Origin of the sequence: Hyphococcus sp. (assembly GCF_965228385.1) — a bacterium.
GTDB lineage: Bacteria > Pseudomonadota > Alphaproteobacteria > Caulobacterales > Parvularculaceae > Hyphococcus.
On sequence record NZ_OZ245810.1, the window covers coordinates 1,383,003 to 1,399,107 of the forward strand.

Genomic DNA, 16,105 nt, shown 5'->3' on the forward strand with positions numbered 1-16,105 from the left:
CGTTTGACCCCTTACGCCTTCAAAGCCAGCACCGACTCAGCCGCCTTGTCCCCCGACCGGATCGAACCCTCAATCGTTGCGGGGACGCCAGTGTCGATATGATCGCCGGCGAGGAAGACATTGCGCCAGCGCGTTTCGGGCTTGAGGCGTTTGCGCACGCCCTCAGGCGACTGGTCGGGCGTTGCGCGCTTTTCGCGGATGACGCGCACGCGTTCATATTCCTCATCACCCAAATCGAGCGCAATTTGCGTCTCGCGCCAGATTTTCGCCACCACGTCATCATTGGGCCGGTCGTCGGTACCAATGGCGTTCGACGCCGATGTCGTCAGGCTGATCACGTCGTCGCGCACAAACGCCCACTGCCCGTCCGAGCCGATCATGCCGATAAACGGCCCCTCGCCCAGCGCCTTTGTCGGAACCGGTTTCGACATCCGGAAATGAATATTGAGTATGCTGGCGTCATCGTCAGGCGGGTCGATATCCGGCAGCAAGTCTTTCAACCGCGTCGGCGGAATGGCGAAAATAACCCTGTCGCCCTCATCCAGCGTTACGGTTTCGTCGGCGAAGTTGAGGCTAGTCGCTTCTCCGCCTTCCATCCAGATGCTGCGCACGCGTGCGCCCAGACGGACAACGCCGCCATGCTGTTCGATGAACTTCCCCGCAGGATCGACAAACGCGTGGCCGAGGCCTGTTCGCGCCGTCAGCGGGATCGCGGCCTGACCTCCTAACAAAAACGTTTCGCGAATAACGCGCCATAAAAGCTTGGCCTGTCCCTTTTCGGGCGTCGTATTCAGCACCGCGAGCGTCAACGGCTCCCAGAACCGTTCATAAAGGGGGCTTTGCTGATCGACGACATCGGCAACAGTTTTATCTGCACCCGCAAAGGCAATGCCCGCCGCTTTCACATAGTCCATCACGCCGGTATCCGGTACGCGCCAGTGCTTGTCGAACACCCAGAAGGGTATCGGTCCTTCATTGATGCGCACGGTCCAGCGCCGGCCGGACCGCACGTCGACGAACGGATAGATGGCGAATGGCGGCCCTGTAAGCGGGTCTTTCACTGGATCGGGCGCGCCGATGCGTTTCAGATACGACAACGCCGACTTATTGCCGGACATGATCAAATGATTTCCGTTGTCGATGTCGCGCTCAAGATGCTTGTCGTAGAATGTACGGCAGCGCCCGCCCGCCTGCCCGGCGCCCTCATACACTGTGACGGGTACGTCATTTTCGACCAGGCGCACCGCCGCCGCAAGGCCGGAAAGACCGGCGCCGATAATATGAACGCGGCTCATACGTTTGCCTCTCGCCGCGTCAATTTCGGCGCTGCCAGCCAGCGGGCGGCGATGATCGCCTTCTCCGCTTTTGCGATTTTAACCCGCGGCTGCCCGTTCTCCCACCCGCGCGCGGTCATCTTGTCCAGATAGCATTCATAAACGCCCATCATCAGGAGCGCTGGCCTTAACAGGCGCCAGTCGAGCGATGTGAGCGCGGCGCGGGCGTCGGCGAATTTGCGCCGTGCAACGTCCGCCATGTCCGCGCGCACGCCCGGCAGTCCAGCCGCATTGATAATTTTATCGGGCGTCATTGGGCAATCATGCTTTTGTAAGAATTCGAGGGGTAAATAAAGACGTCCCTCTCGCGCGTCTTCTTCGACATCGCGAAGAATATTTGTAAATTGCAAAGCGTCTCCGAGAGAAATGGCGAATTTGTCAGAAACCTCGCCTTGCGGCGCGCCAAAAACCGGCATGGAAAGTTTACCGGCGGCGCCGGCAACCCGGCGCGTATAGGCGAACAGGGTTTCGAGCGCTGGCGCAACAACAGGGCCTTGCGCATCCATCTCCATGCCTTCGATCATCAGGATAAATTCATCTTTAGACAGATCAAAGTCATTGACAGGCGTTAAAAGCGCGACGCCGGTCGGGAATTCCGGTTTGCCGGCGTATAAGCGGTCTATTTCCGCACGCCAATCGGCAAGCGCGCTCATTTTTTCTTCGCGCGTTCCACCTTCATCGGCGATGTCGTCGACCTCGCGGCAGAAGGCGTAAATTGCATACATGCCCTCTCGCCGCGGTTTGGAAAGTATGCGCATGCCGGGACCAAAGGAGGTCTTGGATCGCTTGACCGTTTCTTCCGCATGGCGGCGGGCCGCATCAGGCGAAATGATACTTTCCGAGGTCACTCGTTTGCGCCTTTACCGGCTTGGAAGAATCCAGTGGATGCGCCGCGCAGGCCAGCCGAAGCAAAATCCAGCTTGTTCAGCGCCACGCGCTTCGCCAGCGGATCGCCCTTTCGCAACAGCTGAATCAGCCGGTCGGCAAGGCGCACAATCACCGCCGACTCCATAGCGAGAGATCTTGATTTCAGCGCCGATGGCAATTTCCGGGCGTCGGCCATCAGGTCTTCGCAGCCGTCAAGCATGCGATTGATGACCTTGCGAAATCCGGGCGAAACCTCATTGCGGTCGACGACAGTGATATCCTCGCCTTCTTCTTTCAGCCAGTCTTCGATAATATAGACGCGGTCAAGTTCGCGGCGGTCATCGCCGCAATCCTGCAGATGGTTGACGATCTGCAACACCGTGCACAGAGCGTCGGAATAGCGATAGCCGGAACTGTCTTCTCCATGCAGATCCAAAAGATATCGCCCAACCGGATTGGCCGACAGCTCGCAATAGCCGAGCAGTTCCTCCCATGTGGCGTACCGGTTCTTTTCCGCATCCAATATAAATGCCGCGACAAGGTCGCTACCATGTTTTGTGGTGACGCCTGTTTCCGTCATGCTTTTTCGTAAGGCGTGCGCCTTTTCATATTCCGCGCCATAATCCGGCGCGCCGTTCAAAGCAGCATCGAAGGCCGTGAGCCGTCTGATCTTTTCATCGGCTGACAGCGATCCGTTATCAGCGATATCGTCAATGGCGCGGGCGAAAGCGTAATATTTCGCAACATGCGGGCGCAGCCGCTTGGGCAGCAGAAATGAGCCGACGGGAAAGTTCTCGTCTTTCGCGCCTTTGCCGGAAGGGGTTTCGGCCGGAGCCGCGCCGGTGACTTCGATATCGTGTGTTGTCGACATAGGCGCGCACCTTACGGATTTCGGATGGTTTTCCAAGCGTCAGCGCGCGATTTCAATAGGGCTTTGCGGAGCGGGCGCAAGCGCGCTAATGACGAAACCGGCATGCTGACATTTCTCTCTTTCCTGGCTTTGGCCGCCTGGTTATGGCTGGCGTTTTTCAATGGCGGTTTCTGGCGCGCTTCAGAGCGGCTGACGGACGCGCCTGCGCCGCCTCAGTGGCCGGAAATCGTCGCTGTAATTCCGGCGCGGAACGAAGCGGAAACCATTGGCGATGTTATCGGGGCGCACATGTCATCGGATTATCCGGGCCGGTTTTCCATCATTCTCGCCGATGACGGCTCCAGTGATTCGACGGCGGAAATCGCTTCCGCCGCCGCCGGAACCTCGCGCCACGATTTTGACGCGCTCGCTGTGCCGCCGCTGCCAGACGGCTGGAGCGGTAAATTGTGGGCCGTTCATAATGGGCTGGCCCGTGCAAAAAATACCAGCCCAGATGCGCAATATATTTTTCTCACCGACGCCGATATCAAACCGGCGCCGGATACGCTGACCCGACTGGTCGCGAAGGCTGAACATGAAAACCTGGCGCTCGCCTCGCTCATGGCGAAACTCGACGCCAAGGGTCCCTGGGCGTCATTTTTGATTCCAGCCTTCATTTATTTCTTTCAAAAACTTTATCCCTTCCCGCGGGCGAATGACCCGGACGACAATCTCGCCGCTGCAGCCGGCGGCTGCCTGCTTGTCCGCAAAGACGCAATTGAGTCGATAGGCGGCGTAGAGACGATCAAAGGCGCGCTCATCGACGATTGCGCGCTCGCCAAAGCCATAAAGAATATTACGCCGTCAACCAGAATCTGGCTGGGCCTCGCGCAAACAGAGGCCGTCAGCCTGCGTGACAATCGAGAACTTTCATCTATCTGGAACATGGTGGCGCGCACGGCTTACGCACAACTTCACCATTCTCCCGTTCTACTGGCCGGCGCCGTTCTCGGTATGATGCTTGTCTATCTGGCGGCGCCGCTCATTATACTGACAGTATTCTATCACTGGAACTTTGGGGCGCTGCTTATGGCAGGCCTGGCTTGCGCGATCATGGCGTTCACCTATTGGCCGACTTTGCGTTTTTATGACCGCGCCCCGTGGGAGACGGCCTTGCTGCCAGTTTCAGGCGCGCTATACGCGGCTATGACAGTCTCTTCTGCGGTGCGTCACTGGCGCGGCGAAGGCGGCAAATGGAAAGGCCGTACTTATTCCTGACCCGTCTGCTGCTCTGCGAATTTTTTTGTAACGAGAAAAACCGCGCATGGCGCTTCGCGCACGAGATCGCGCGAGGCGCTGCCCTGAAACAGGGTTTGCCAGAAGCCGCGCTGGTGTGAGCCGGTCACGATCAGATCGGCGCCTTGTTCTTTTGCATATTCGGCGATCTCTTCAGCCGGCTCCCCGTCGATCAGCACTGTTCGCGCGCCCGGCGCAAGCCGGGCGGTCAGATCATGCAGTTGCTTTTCTATTGACTCTCTCCCGACCCGGTTGCGTTCAACCATAGCCTCGGCGGCGACCGCTGAATTCGCCGCCGCCTCGCCGCTGAAGGTAGGGATAGCAGTGCTTAATAGCGGCCAGGCGCTCACAATCTGCAATTCAGCGCCGTCCCGCTCAGCAAGGCTGCGTGCGGCGCGGATGACGCCGTCGGAAAGCTTGTCCTCAACAGCGACGGCGGCGATAATCATTTTGAATTGCATAATCATTCTCCATAAATCGGTGACCGTTGGAAATTTTTACGCCGAAAGCCCTTACAAGGCTGTAAAGTTCCGGACTTCCATCGCGTCAGTCTTCAACCTGATTTGTATATTCACTGTAATCATTGCAATCTCGATGTGACAGTGGGGGAATTTGTTAATGCGTTCCATAGCTTTAAAAACGGCCAGAACCGCCGTTACGGCATTAGAGCGCGCCGGGGCCGCCCCTTCTCTAAACCCGGACAATCTGAAAAACGCAGCAATCCGCCGCGCCAAACTTGATGATTTCGGCGACCTGGAATTCGAACACGGTCTTGCGGCGTTAGTTCGCTCGTCCGAAGAAGACGCACGCTTGAATGCGCTCGGCAGACTCGCGCTGCGGCAATCGATTGTGACGATGCTGGTCACGCGGTTAAAACGCGTCGAGGCGGAGCGCTCACGCCCGGCTTTATTTACGCAGCCCCTCACGCCGCCCATCGTCGTTCTCGGCATGGCGCGAAGCGGCACAACCCTTTTACACAGATTGTTATCTCTCGACCCGCGCCATCGCGGCATACCGGCTTATGAAATTTACAATCCCTTTCCGTGGGAGTCGCAGGCGCAAAAAATTCGCCGCCTGAATCTCAACGCAAAGCTGCTGCTTTTTCTCGCGCCGGATATCGCCGCCAAACACGCCCCGCAAGTGACGGAACCCGAAGAATGCACAGGGCTCCTGGCTACGTCATTCTCATCGCTCGCATTTTGTGCAGCCGCGCCGGTTTACGGTTATGCGGATTGGGTGCTGAGCCAGAATGCAGCAAGGACTTATCGCGAATATGTTTCTTTTCTGCACATTTTACAAAGCACGGCGCCTGAAACGCGACTCACGCTGAAATCGCCGCTGCATACGCCGAGCGCGGATGTTTTTCACGATGCGCTGCAAAGCGGCGTATTCATACAGATTCACCGTGACCCCGCCGAGACCGTCGCCAGTCTCAACAGTTTCGCACACTCCTATCACAGCCTGATTTCCGATATAGATGAAAAACAAATGGCGGCGTTTCACCTGAATTTGCAGGCCGAACTGATAGACCGCAATCTGGAAATACGCGCACGACGCCCTTCATTGATCCACGACGTTTTTTATCCGGAGCTTCTTGAGGATCCGGTGCGCGTGATACGCGATCTCTATGATCGCTGCGGGCTGGGCTGGCGCACTGACAATGAAGCGCTGGTGAACGCCTGGCTGAATGAAAACCCGCAACAAAAATACGGCCGCCATGTTTATGATGCTGAAACGTTCGGACAGACGCCGGAACACATTCGCGCGCGGTTCAGCAATTATCTCGATCAGTTTGGCGAGCGTTTGGGCCTTTAATTTTCAAGCCTCCGTTTCGGGTGCCTGCCGTCAACATACCCCATAAAGGGCGCGCAAATGGAATAACCGATCAGTTCCTGAGCGCGTTCCGGTAAGAGTTTCGCCTTTTCCGCCGACACGGCGAGCGCCATATTTTCAAGCTGGCGCGTCCAGGCGGGACAGTATTGCGGCGTAATGATCAAACGCGCTTTATCCGATCTGTTGGCGCCGCCGCGATGCCAGAGCGTGCCCTTGGCGAGCATGAGCGACCCCGCCGGCATCAGCGCTTTTTTGGCGTCCGCACGGGCCCCCGGATCGCCCATCCGGCGTTGCTCTTTGTTGAAGTCTTCAGCGGCTACCGATCCTTCCACCTGATCATCCCCCCAGAGATGACTGCCGGGCAGAATTTCCGTTGCGCCGTTCTCATCCGTGAGTTCATCGATGGCCCAGAAACACGAAACGCCAAGCGAGGGACGCGGGCGCGGCCAGCGATAATGACTGTCGTCATAGTGCCATGGCTGCGCCGTCTCGCCGGGATGAAGTTTGATGGCGAGGCATGCCGACAGCAGGCAATCTTCGCCGAGGTCCGCTTCAACAAATTTCAGCGCCAGCGGATGAGTTACAAGATCGCCGAAAAGCGGCGATTTCGCCAGCATCGCATAGACGCGATTTGACTCATGCCCTTCAAACTCATTGCGGCCTTTTAAATCCTGCTGAAGATATGGCGCCAGCGCTGCATTTATCGCATCCAGTTCATTCGCCGTCAGAACATTTTCAAAAATCAGATAACCGTCGCGATCGAACTGCGCCCGACACTGTTCGAAAGAGCGGTCAGAAAACCATGTTTCAACATTGCCCGACATCTGCGCCACCTGCACCTGAATAACGGATTACGCCGCGATCATGACGGTTTTTGCCGCATGCTTAAACCGGTTTCAGCAGTTGCTTTTCCCGCGCCCAGTCGAGCATGGCTTTCAGGGACGGCTCGACCGGCGCCGCGCGCCATCCAAGCTCTTGCGCAGCTTTTTCCGACGAAAAAGACACTTGTCGTCCCGCCAGCCTGACGCCCGTAAGCGGCGCTTTTGGCGGTTTGCCGGTAAAAGCTGACACGAGTTTGGTGTCGAGCATCCCGGCTGCGAGCGCCACCCAGTAAGGCATTTTCGTTTTAGGACCGGCCCGCCCAGTGAATTTTTCGATCATCGCAAGCAACTGCGCCATCGGCACGTTGGCGCCGCCCAGAAGATATCGCCCCGCGCGGCGGCCTTTTCCCCTGGCTGCGATCAATCCTTCCGCAAGGCTGTCCACCGGAACGAAGTTCAACACGCAGTCGATGTAAGCCGGCGTCGCGCCATTGGCGAAGTCCAGGATCATCCGTGTCGGCGGCGTCAGACTGTCATCGCCGGGACCCAAAGGTTCCGTCGGTAAAGCAATAACAGCGTCAAGACCGTTCTGGCAGGCGATCTCCACTTCCCGTTCGGCGAGACATTTCGATCGCGGGTAAGGCCCCAGCATATCGTCCGGCGAAAGCATCACGCTCTCATCCGCGTAAGATTCGCCCACAGGCGTTGTTTTTCCGACCAGCGTTGTCAGGCTTGAACAATGGACCAGCCGTTCAACGCCCGCCTGCAACGCCGCGTTTAATATACATTTTGTACCGCCATGATTAATCTGTTCGAAAACGGACGGATCTTTCGCCCAGAGCTGCGCATTGCCGGCAAGATGAAATACGGTGGTTACACCGTCCATAGCGCGTCCCGCGCTTTCCTCATCGGTGATGGAGCCCTGAATATCATCCTCATGCGCGGGCTCGGCAATGTCCAGTGAGCGAACCCGCTCGCCTTGATTGCGTAACATCGCCACCAGCGACTGACCGACAAAACCGGCGCCGCCCGTGACCAGCGTCATGCCGGTCATACCGGCGCCTGACAGACGAGAAGCCCCTCATCCGTTACCGAGCCGGCGACAAGGCCCCTGTTCGTCTCTACGGCTACAGTCGCGGCGCTGAACAATTCCCCGCGCGCGTCATCGAAAAGAACTTTGATCGCTTGCTTTTCCATATCGACTTTCACGATCCGCGAAGGCGCATGGCCGACGCCGAGTTTTCGGTTGAGCGCCAGTTTCACCATTGAAGGATGCAGCGCGGCGATAATCTCCCCGCTGTTAGTCTTCGTCAAATTATCCGGACCGCCCGGAAGCGCAATGCGTTTTTGCACGCTGTAATTTTTTTCATCTACGACAATAAGAGCCTTTTCTCTGGTCGCAGCGATAGCGAGACGGCCATTGTCAAAGCGCGCAATACCGTTCGCAAAAGCCGCAGCGGCGAAAACCGGCTGACCTGATTCCATGACGCCGCTGCGCTTTAAGCGAAAAACATTTTCAATACTGGCGCCGAACCCGCATGACGCATGGTCAAAAGTTGTATAGATACGAGCACCGGACGTCGCCACATCGTTTGCAGCGCAGGGCGCAGACGACGCTTCACCTATGAACACTTCTCCATTGGCGCCGACACGTTGAAGGCGCGGCGTCATACGCCATTTTCGCCCTTGCCGCGCATAGGTGCGATTGACGAAGATCAATTCATGATTTTCAGCGTCATAATGAAGGCCGTGCGGGCGAAGTCCGCCGGTAAAGTCGCCTGGCGAAGCCAGAGAAACAACGCTAATCTTTTGCGTATGCGGATCAAACAGCGTCGCCAGGTTAATTGCATAGACACCGCCATCGGGAGGCGTCTGTTTATTGCTGCGCGCGGCCTTTTCCACGGCGCGCCGGTCATAAGCAGCAACAAACAGCCGGTTGTTCTCCTGATCGAGCGCCAGATCTTCTGCGCCGCGAACAATTTCGCCATGGCTGTCTTCAAGCGCCACGCGCCGGCACATATCGAGGCTGTATTTCGCCGCTCCAATATCGTCTGGCGCGCAAGCCGCTACGGCGAACGCAAAAAAGCCGCCGCATGCCAGCCTAAGCCGCGTTTTCCCCATGGCGCGTCCCCTTGTTGTCCCCGGCCCCGCTTCCCGGCCGTTGATAGCCCCATTTTTCAATGAAGTCGCCGAGACGCGCCTCTACTTTGGCGGCGGCTTCATCTGAATACTCGAATTTATTCTTCTTGAATGTGGAAACGGATGCAAGGTACCGCTCGAAATTCGGTTTCGCCGCCTCGAACCCCGGCAAGGCGAGTGCATTGTAAACTTTTTCAACAGTTTCGAGCGGCGCCGCGTCAAGCTCCTCATAGCGCAATTCCACCAATTGGCCTTCCGGCGTATCGGCCGCATCCCGTTCGTAATCGCGCATCATCCTGTCGTAAACGCTGAGTATGGTCTCATCAATGTCAACGTGATCGTACCCCTGCAGTGCAAATTCCTCTAAAAGTTTTTTATAGAAATTCCGCATGGAAACAAAAACATCATATGGATTGCGATGGATGTGAACAAATTTCGCGTTCGGAAACATATCGCGCAGCATTGCGAAACGGCCCGTGTAAACCGGATTTTTTATGAGCAGCGTCTTTTCGTCCTGATAGAGATAAAGCTTGCGCAGAAAATAGGTGAACTGGCGCCGCCAGTTCCGGATATCTTCCGTTCTGCAGCCATCGAAAAAAAGCCCGCGGCGCACATTGTCCGCAAAATTTCGTGGGAAATAGATTCCGTGATAAAATGAAACCTCCGACATGTTCGCGATGGCGATTTCATCTTCCTGCGGGCTCGTGGGCGTCACCGGAATATTGTCGATATAACGGTGTTTCGGCAAAGCGCGTTCCAGAAGCGGGCTGAAAATCCGCGCAAGTCCGAACAGGTCCCACGGCAATCCCGTTGCGACGGGCGGCACGTAACCCCACTCCCCGCTCTCGCACATGATGTTGTAAAGATGCGTGGTGCCGGAACGCCAATGGCCTAGAATAAAGACCGGCGGGGGCAGGTCTTCCGTTTTTGGAAGCTTGCTTTCGATTGCAAGTTTCTCAATTGTCGACGCTGGCCAGCGCGCCAGCGCTGCAAGCCCGACGCCCAGCCCCTGCAGAGGCTGACTGGGCAGGCCCGAACGGCCGATTACGCTCGCCAATGTTCCGAGATTTGCGCCGCTTAACGGGTGCGCCATGGAATGATCCGCCTTTCAACGTGTTTAATGAAAAAAGGGCATAGCGCACTCCGGCGCGACGGGCCACAATCCCGCCTCGGTTGATCTGTAAAAAACGCCGTGAAATAAGGCGTTGCGCCGGATTTTTCCGCCTTGAAAGAGCCGGTTTGCAGCACAAGGTTAACTATGTCGTGAGAGGGTGCCGCAAAGCGACTCACCACTGGAATAAGCCCGCCGGGTGCAATTGGCGGTGCGGCGACAATGAAACGAGAGTATGTTGCGTCATAAGCGGCGATTTTTCGGACATTTTTGCGCCAGAGCCGTTTCGGTCGCGGTCGGCTGTGCGCTCGTCCTGTCGCCCGCCCACGCCGCCGACACGTACGACGCGACGATCGAGGGCGCGCCGAACGGCTTGAAAGACAAGCTGGAACTGATCTCCGAACTTATAGAAGGGGCGCGTGAATATCCGACCGCAGCGGCGTTGCGCCGCGCCGCGCGGCGCGACATCGAGACTTTCAACGGGGCTCTCCAGGCCGCCGGATATTACGCCGGAAAAGCGAGTTTCGATCTGGTCCCGCCCGACGATGACGGCAAAACGCGCGTTGTCTTTCAGATAGAACCCGGTCCAGCTTTCCAGATTAGCGAATATGAAGTGCTCTTTGAGGATGAGGCTGAGGGACGGCCCCGCTCATTTGACGAAGCCGGGATAGAGACAAAAGGCGCTGCGGACGGCGCTGCGCTACGCGCGCACCAGCAATCGTTTCTCAGCGTGCTCTGGCAAAGCGGGTTTCCTTCGGCTGAAGCCATCGGGCGTCGCTCAATCGCCAATCTTGAGACCGGCGCCGCCAGCGCCGTTTTTGTCTTCCGGTCAGGCCCGAAGGCAAAATTTGGTCCGCCGCAAATTGAAGGCCTTCAAAAAACGGATGCTTCCTTCATTCGCCGCCTGAAAACCTGGGAGGAAGGCGAAGAATTCGATAGATCAAAGCTTACCGCCTATTATGACAAGCTGCGCGAAACCAATCTGTTTTCAACCATCGACGTGGCGCCCGGAACGATTGGCGACGATGGCGTGACGCCTGTGGTTGTAACCCTTGAAGAGCGTAAACAGCGCACCATCGGCGCAGGTCTGTCTTTTTCGACTTCGGAAGGACCGGGCGCACGCATCTATTTTGAAAATCGCAATATATTCGGTCACGGCGAAAACGCCCGTATCGAGATCAAAGGCTCCGAAGTGGAGCAGTCGATTACCGGAAACGTAACGCGGCCGCTCCCCCGTTTTGGCGGACATGCCTTTGGCAGCGCGGCGTTTTCGAATGAAACAACCGACGCATTTAAGGCTCGGACGTTTGTTGTATCGGCTGGCCTTTCAAAGAGGTGGCTGGAGAACAAGCTTGAAACGCGGGGGGCGCTGGCTCTGGAAACGTCAAGCGTCCGCGAAGACGGAATTGAAGAGCGGAATTACTACGTTTCACTGCCGCTTTCCGTAATCTGGAATAATGAAGACGATCTGTTGAACCCGTCCAGCGGTTTTCGCGCCTCATGGTCCGTCACGCCGTATACCGGCTCTGATACATTCACGCAGAGTGAAATATCGGGACGCGGACGGGTGCATGTCGGCGCGGATGAACTCATCACTTTCGCTGCGCGAGGATCGCTCGCCGCGACGCTCGGCAGCACGCTGGATGATTTGCCGCGCAACAAACGGTTTTATGCAGGCGGCGGCGGTTCTGTTCGCGGTTACGGATTTCAGGAGGCCGGCCCGCTCGACGCAGACAACGACCCGATTGGCGGGCTGTCCCGCATAGACGGCGCTTTTGAAACCCGCGTGAAAGTGATGGAAAACCTCCAAATCGCCGCTTTCGTCGATGCAGGTTCCGTATCCGCGAGTAACCTCCCGGATTTCAGCGATGAGTTCTTTTTCGGATATGGCGGAGGCGTGCGCTATATCACGCCTATCGGCCCGATCCGCGCAGACGTCGCCTTCCCGTTTGATAAACGCGAAAGTGACCGTGGTTTTCAAATCTATATTGCTCTTGGACAGCCATTCTGATGCAACGCATAGCGACCATAACAGCGATAATTTTCGCCGCCCTGCTGACGGTGTTCGCCATCATATGGTTTGGCGTTTTTCACACGCCGCCCGGCCGCGCAATGCTGTCCGGCGTCATTGAAAAACAGCTCGGCGCTGCATTGAATTCAGAGGCAGAGGTCGGCGCCTTCAAAGGCGCGCCGCCGGGACATATCGTTTTTGAGGATATCGCGCTTGAAGACGCCGAAGGTCCATGGCTTACGGTTCAGCGCGCGGAGGTGCGCTGGCGTCCCCTCGCGCTCATCCGCAAGCGTATTATCGTTGATCTCATTGACGTCGATAGCCCGCATCTTTTACGCAACCCTCCGCCCGGAGAGCCTAAACAAGAGGAAAGCGGTCAGCTCAGCCTGTCCTTCAACGCGCCTGATTTCACGCTGACGGCGTTCGACCTGAGCGATTTTCAGGCGCCCGTGAACGGCGAAATGGAACGTCTGGATGCGAACGGCTCTATCCGGCTCAACGGAACGGATATCAATCTGCAAACCGCATTGTCGAGCAGCGGTGGGCGCGATCGCGCGGATATTTCGTTCGAGAAGTCTCCCCGGCGGGATATTTTCCTGGTCGAATCGACTTTCCGTTCCGAGTCGGACGGCGTTGTCGCCACTATTCTTGGTCTGGAAGGCCCGCTTGATATCGAAGCGCGCGGAGACGGCGCGATCGACGATGCAGAAATCAACCTGCAGGGCGTTATCGGCGGCTATGGCGAACTGCGATCGACCATTGGCGCCAATTTCGACAATTTCACCGGCGCGGATGTGAACATCAATTTCACCGCCGGCGAAAGGCTATCCGGGGTTGAGGAGCTTTCCGCGCCGATCGATCTGGATGCGCGCATTGATTTGAACAATGACGGCGGCGCAATGACAGTGCGTTCCCTTTCATCAGGCGTCGGCGACACCAACGGAGATATTACGTGGCGTTCTCCGGGCGGGGATGTCGATCAGTTGAATGTAACGATGAACATTCAGTTTGCTGATAATTACCGGCCGGATATTCAAAGTTACCTCGGCGAGACGGCAGATATCATCGCCGAACTCAACTGGCGCAGTGACGACTACGCCTTGACCGCCGCTGTTGACGGCGCACTGGCGAGCATTGAGATTCAGGACGGGCGCACTGATCTCAGCCGCAGATTCGCCGGCGTTATCACGGCAAACCTGGCCGCAAATGATACATTGCCGCCGATTATCGCAAGCGGCGTCGAGGCTAGCGGCGAGGTCGATATCGATCTTGACCGGTCCATGAGCGGTGAAAACCTGGTCGTGCGTACGTCCGACGGCGCATCGTTTAACGGTCGCGGCGCTTACGAAACAGACAGTGAAACAATTACCGCTGCAGGTGATTTTACACTCACCAGCGCAGCGTTGCGCGCGCTGGCGCCTGAAATTGAGGCCGGCGGCGATATCTCCGGCGATTTCGACCTCAGCGGGCCGGCAGACGATTTCACGCTGGAAACCGAATTTGAAACGCCGCAACTGACATTTACAGACGGCGCCCTGCCGCCAATGGCCATGCAGGCAGCGCTTTCCGGACTGCCCAATCGTCCGAATGGCGACATCCTCGCCACCGCACGCAATGACGCGCCCCGGCGTCTGGAAGCGCAATTGCGTTCATCCGGCGACGGTAAAATTCGCGCGCCGAAAATTCTTTACGCCGGTCGCGGATTTCAACTGGACGGCGCTGGAGATTTCGATCCTGGACCGCAAACCGTCAATATCGATCTCAGCTATTCCGGAGAAAATGGCGCGCAACCCTGGCCCGGCCTGACACTTGCCGGCGGCGCAACCATTGACGGTGTTCTTTCCCGTGAAGGCGCGCTGAACAATCTGCAAGTGGAAGCCCCGTCGCTGGCGTTCAATGACATTTCCGTCAGCGGTATGTCGCTCACGGCCGAAGGGCCCCCGGGCGCGGTAAACGTCACGCTTGCAGGCGACGTCTTCTCAGCCCCCGGCGCAGGTGAAATTACGGACTATCGCGCTGAAGCGCAGGTAAACTTGCAGGCCGCGCCTAAGGTCATGCTCACCCAGTTCGAAGCCGTAATCGCAAATAATAACACGCGCATGACCGAACCTGCGACAATCTCATTGGAAAACGGCGTGCGCGTAGAAACGCTGCGTCTCGCCTATGGCGCGAATGGTTCAATCGCGCTTGACGGGGCCTTGCAGCCGGAACGGTGGATAGCCGATGCGAAACTCGTCAATGTGAACATTCCCGAAGCCGACGGCCAGATTACCCTCGACCTTTCTCTGGACACGGACGAACAAACGCCGGCCCGCGCTGATTTCGCCCTGCGCTCGCTTCTGTTAAACGAAGAAGAGGCGTCAATCGCCGGAAATCTGGTCTGGGACGGCGAAAGCCTTACCGTGCGCGATGACGACGCTGATGAAAAAATCGACATGCGCATCGTACTGCCGGCGCGGCTGACGCGCACGCCCGCCATCAGCATCAGCAGCGAGGGACCGCTGGACGGATTTATCCGCTATGACGGCGACATCCAGGCGATTGCGGCTTATCTGCCGCCGACGCTGCAGACCATGGAAGGCAAACTGGACGCGGATTTCAGACTGGGCGGCGACACCAGCGCGCCCGACCTTTCAGGCAGCGCAACTCTTATGGAAGGCGCCTATACAGAACTCAGCTCCGGCTTTTCACTGGCCGGCCTGCATGCCGAGGCGCAAGCCAGTTACGAAAACGGCCGCAGCGTTGTCACCTTTACCGGCGGCGGGCGCGGCGCAGACCAATCCGGCGATGACACGATTACCCTGACGGGCGATCTGACGGTTGGCGAGGATTCCCGCATCGATCTTGAAGCGCAGATGAATGACGCGGAACTATCCGCACACCCGGTAAACAATATTCGCGCCAACGGCTCGCTCAAAATTACCGGCCCCATGGAGGCGTTAAAGGCTGAAGGCGATATCGTCATCGACGAGCTGGATGCGGAAATCGTGACGCCGGAAAGCACTGGTCTCGTCGATATCGAAGTCGTCGCCTATAACGATGAGAATGAAAGCGCCGCGCAAGCGCCGGAAGAGCGCACCTCGAATATTGAATATTCGATCAAACTCAGCGCAGACGACCGCATCTTTATTCGTGGACGCGGCCTTGAAAGCGAGTGGTCCGCCAATGCGACGGTCGTCAACGGCCGCGAACAACCCGTCATTGTCGGCGACTTGTCCTTGCGCCGCGGCTGGCTCGATTTTTCTGGCCGCCGGTTTGATCTGACGCGCGGCGGCGTGAAATTCGATTTGCTGTCCGTAAACAATCCTGTTGTTGATATCCGCGCCGAGCATGAGACAAGCGAGGGCGTGACGGCCGCAATTGTCATATCGGGTCGGGCCATGGAGCCGCAGATAACGCTCGAATCGACCCCCTCCATGCCGCAGGAAGACATCATGGCGCTCGTTCTGTTCGGCAAGCCCGCCGAACAGCTAACGCCGCTTGAATCATTGCAGGCGGCGCAGGCGCTTGCGTCACTCGGCGGGATCGGCCCGTTCGGGGGAAGCGGCGGCGGGCTGACAGGCAGGCTGCGCAGCGCAGTGGGACTGGACCTTCTGAATGTTGACATCGATCCGGAAAGCGGCGGCGGCTCTCTCACCGTCGGCAAGTATGTGGCGGATGGATTTTTCGTATCCGCCTCGCAGGACGCCGAAGGAAAGAACGGCGCTGTGCGCGTAAAATATGAAATCACGGACAATATTACGGTAGAAACCGAAATCGAACAGACCGGCGACCAGACCGTTTCAGCAAACTGGGAAAAGGATTTCTAAAGACGCCTTCGCCGCGCTTAACTCTCTAAAGCGT

12 protein-coding genes are annotated in these 16,105 nt (G+C 57.4%); 4 read left to right on the forward strand and 8 right to left on the reverse strand.

Annotated features, from left to right (window positions below):
• Nucleotides 1-11: 11 nt before the first annotated feature.
• The 3 genes from hpnE to hpnC are packed head-to-tail and all read right to left on the reverse strand — an operon-like array spanning nt 12 to nt 3,072.
• A complete protein-coding gene (gene hpnE / locus ACQK2Q_RS06520; RefSeq protein ID WP_425408934.1) occupies nt 12-1,295 on the reverse strand; it encodes a hydroxysqualene dehydroxylase HpnE in 1,284 nt (427 codons plus the stop codon).
• Nucleotides 1,292-2,182: a squalene/phytoene synthase family protein gene (locus ACQK2Q_RS06525; RefSeq protein WP_425408935.1), complete on the reverse strand. Its 891-nt coding sequence runs from the start codon at nt 2,180-2,182 to the stop codon at nt 1,292-1,294. The genes hpnE and ACQK2Q_RS06525 overlap by 4 nt, the downstream gene beginning before the upstream one ends.
• Nucleotides 2,179-3,072 carry a squalene synthase HpnC gene (gene hpnC / locus ACQK2Q_RS06530; RefSeq protein WP_425408936.1) on the reverse strand — a complete coding sequence of 298 codons (894 nt, stop codon included), beginning with the start codon at nt 3,070-3,072 and terminating at the stop codon, nt 2,179-2,181. Before hpnC ends, ACQK2Q_RS06525 begins: the two co-directional genes overlap by 4 nt.
• Nucleotides 3,073-3,174: 102 nt before the next feature.
• Between hpnC and ACQK2Q_RS06535 the strand changes: the two genes are divergently transcribed.
• Nucleotides 3,175-4,329 (forward strand): glycosyltransferase, encoded by a 1,155-nt coding sequence (locus ACQK2Q_RS06535; RefSeq protein ID WP_425408937.1) that lies wholly within the window; start codon nt 3,175-3,177, stop codon nt 4,327-4,329.
• Here ACQK2Q_RS06535 and ACQK2Q_RS06540 read toward each other — a convergent pair.
• A complete protein-coding gene (locus tag ACQK2Q_RS06540; RefSeq protein ID WP_425408938.1) occupies nt 4,320-4,808 on the reverse strand; it encodes a universal stress protein in 489 nt (162 codons plus the stop codon). The genes ACQK2Q_RS06535 and ACQK2Q_RS06540 overlap by 10 nt on opposite strands.
• Before the next feature lie 157 nt (nt 4,809-4,965).
• Here ACQK2Q_RS06540 and ACQK2Q_RS06545 point away from each other — a divergent pair, with 157 nt between their 5' ends.
• On the forward strand, nt 4,966-6,162 hold the full coding sequence (locus tag ACQK2Q_RS06545; RefSeq protein ID WP_425408939.1) for a sulfotransferase family protein: 1,197 nt from the start codon (nt 4,966-4,968) through the stop codon (nt 6,160-6,162).
• Here the strand turns inward: ACQK2Q_RS06545 and ACQK2Q_RS06550 are convergent.
• The 4 genes from ACQK2Q_RS06550 to ACQK2Q_RS06565 all read right to left on the reverse strand — a co-directional run bounded on the left by ACQK2Q_RS06550 (nt 6,159) and on the right by ACQK2Q_RS06565 (nt 10,233).
• Entirely contained in the window at nt 6,159-7,004 is an 846-nt protein-coding gene (locus ACQK2Q_RS06550) for a phytanoyl-CoA dioxygenase family protein (RefSeq protein ID WP_425408940.1), read from the reverse strand. The two genes, ACQK2Q_RS06545 and ACQK2Q_RS06550, sit on opposite strands and share 4 nt — an antisense overlap.
• A gap of 61 nt (nt 7,005-7,065) precedes the next feature.
• Nucleotides 7,066-8,055, reverse strand: a complete 990-nt coding sequence (locus tag ACQK2Q_RS06555; RefSeq protein WP_425408941.1) for an NAD-dependent epimerase/dehydratase family protein — start codon at nt 8,053-8,055, stop codon at nt 7,066-7,068.
• On the reverse strand, nt 8,052-9,122 hold the full coding sequence (locus tag ACQK2Q_RS06560) for a hypothetical protein (protein ID WP_425408942.1): 1,071 nt from the start codon (nt 9,120-9,122) through the stop codon (nt 8,052-8,054). The genes ACQK2Q_RS06555 and ACQK2Q_RS06560 overlap by 4 nt, the downstream gene beginning before the upstream one ends.
• A complete protein-coding gene (locus ACQK2Q_RS06565; protein ID WP_425408943.1) occupies nt 9,103-10,233 on the reverse strand; it encodes a sulfotransferase family protein in 1,131 nt (376 codons plus the stop codon). The genes ACQK2Q_RS06560 and ACQK2Q_RS06565 overlap by 20 nt, the downstream gene beginning before the upstream one ends.
• A gap of 253 nt (nt 10,234-10,486) precedes the next feature.
• Here ACQK2Q_RS06565 and ACQK2Q_RS06570 point away from each other — a divergent pair, with 253 nt between their 5' ends.
• Together ACQK2Q_RS06570 and ACQK2Q_RS06575 are read left to right on the forward strand one after the other, a co-directional pair.
• Nucleotides 10,487-12,262 (forward strand): autotransporter assembly complex protein TamA, encoded by a 1,776-nt coding sequence (locus ACQK2Q_RS06570; protein WP_425408944.1) that lies wholly within the window; start codon nt 10,487-10,489, stop codon nt 12,260-12,262.
• Nucleotides 12,262-16,071: a translocation/assembly module TamB domain-containing protein gene (locus ACQK2Q_RS06575; RefSeq protein ID WP_425408945.1), complete on the forward strand. Its 3,810-nt coding sequence runs from the start codon at nt 12,262-12,264 to the stop codon at nt 16,069-16,071. The genes ACQK2Q_RS06570 and ACQK2Q_RS06575 overlap by 1 nt, the downstream gene beginning before the upstream one ends.
• Nucleotides 16,072-16,105: the final 34 nt, after the last annotated feature.

What these genes read in the sequence shown, in the direction of transcription:
- hpnE (WP_425408934.1), bottom strand. Translation starts at nt 1,295, where the DNA reads ATGAGCCGCGTTCATATTATCGGCGCCGGTCTTTCCGGCCTTGCGGCG.
- hpnC (WP_425408936.1), bottom strand. Translation starts at nt 3,072, where the DNA reads ATGTCGACAACACACGATATCGAAGTCACCGGCGCGGCTCCGGCCGAA.
- ACQK2Q_RS06535 (WP_425408937.1), top strand. Translation starts at nt 3,175, where the DNA reads ATGCTGACATTTCTCTCTTTCCTGGCTTTGGCCGCCTGGTTATGGCTG.
- ACQK2Q_RS06540 (WP_425408938.1), bottom strand. Translation starts at nt 4,808, where the DNA reads ATGCAATTCAAAATGATTATCGCCGCCGTCGCTGTTGAGGACAAGCTT.
- ACQK2Q_RS06545 (WP_425408939.1), top strand. Translation starts at nt 4,966, where the DNA reads ATGCGTTCCATAGCTTTAAAAACGGCCAGAACCGCCGTTACGGCATTA.
- ACQK2Q_RS06550 (WP_425408940.1), bottom strand. Translation starts at nt 7,004, where the DNA reads ATGTCGGGCAATGTTGAAACATGGTTTTCTGACCGCTCTTTCGAACAG.
- ACQK2Q_RS06555 (WP_425408941.1), bottom strand. Translation starts at nt 8,055, where the DNA reads ATGACCGGCATGACGCTGGTCACGGGCGGCGCCGGTTTTGTCGGTCAG.
- ACQK2Q_RS06560 (WP_425408942.1), bottom strand. Translation starts at nt 9,122, where the DNA reads ATGGGGAAAACGCGGCTTAGGCTGGCATGCGGCGGCTTTTTTGCGTTC.
- ACQK2Q_RS06565 (WP_425408943.1), bottom strand. Translation starts at nt 10,233, where the DNA reads ATGGCGCACCCGTTAAGCGGCGCAAATCTCGGAACATTGGCGAGCGTA.
- ACQK2Q_RS06570 (WP_425408944.1), top strand. Translation starts at nt 10,487, where the DNA reads ATGTTGCGTCATAAGCGGCGATTTTTCGGACATTTTTGCGCCAGAGCC.
- ACQK2Q_RS06575 (WP_425408945.1), top strand. Translation starts at nt 12,262, where the DNA reads ATGCAACGCATAGCGACCATAACAGCGATAATTTTCGCCGCCCTGCTG.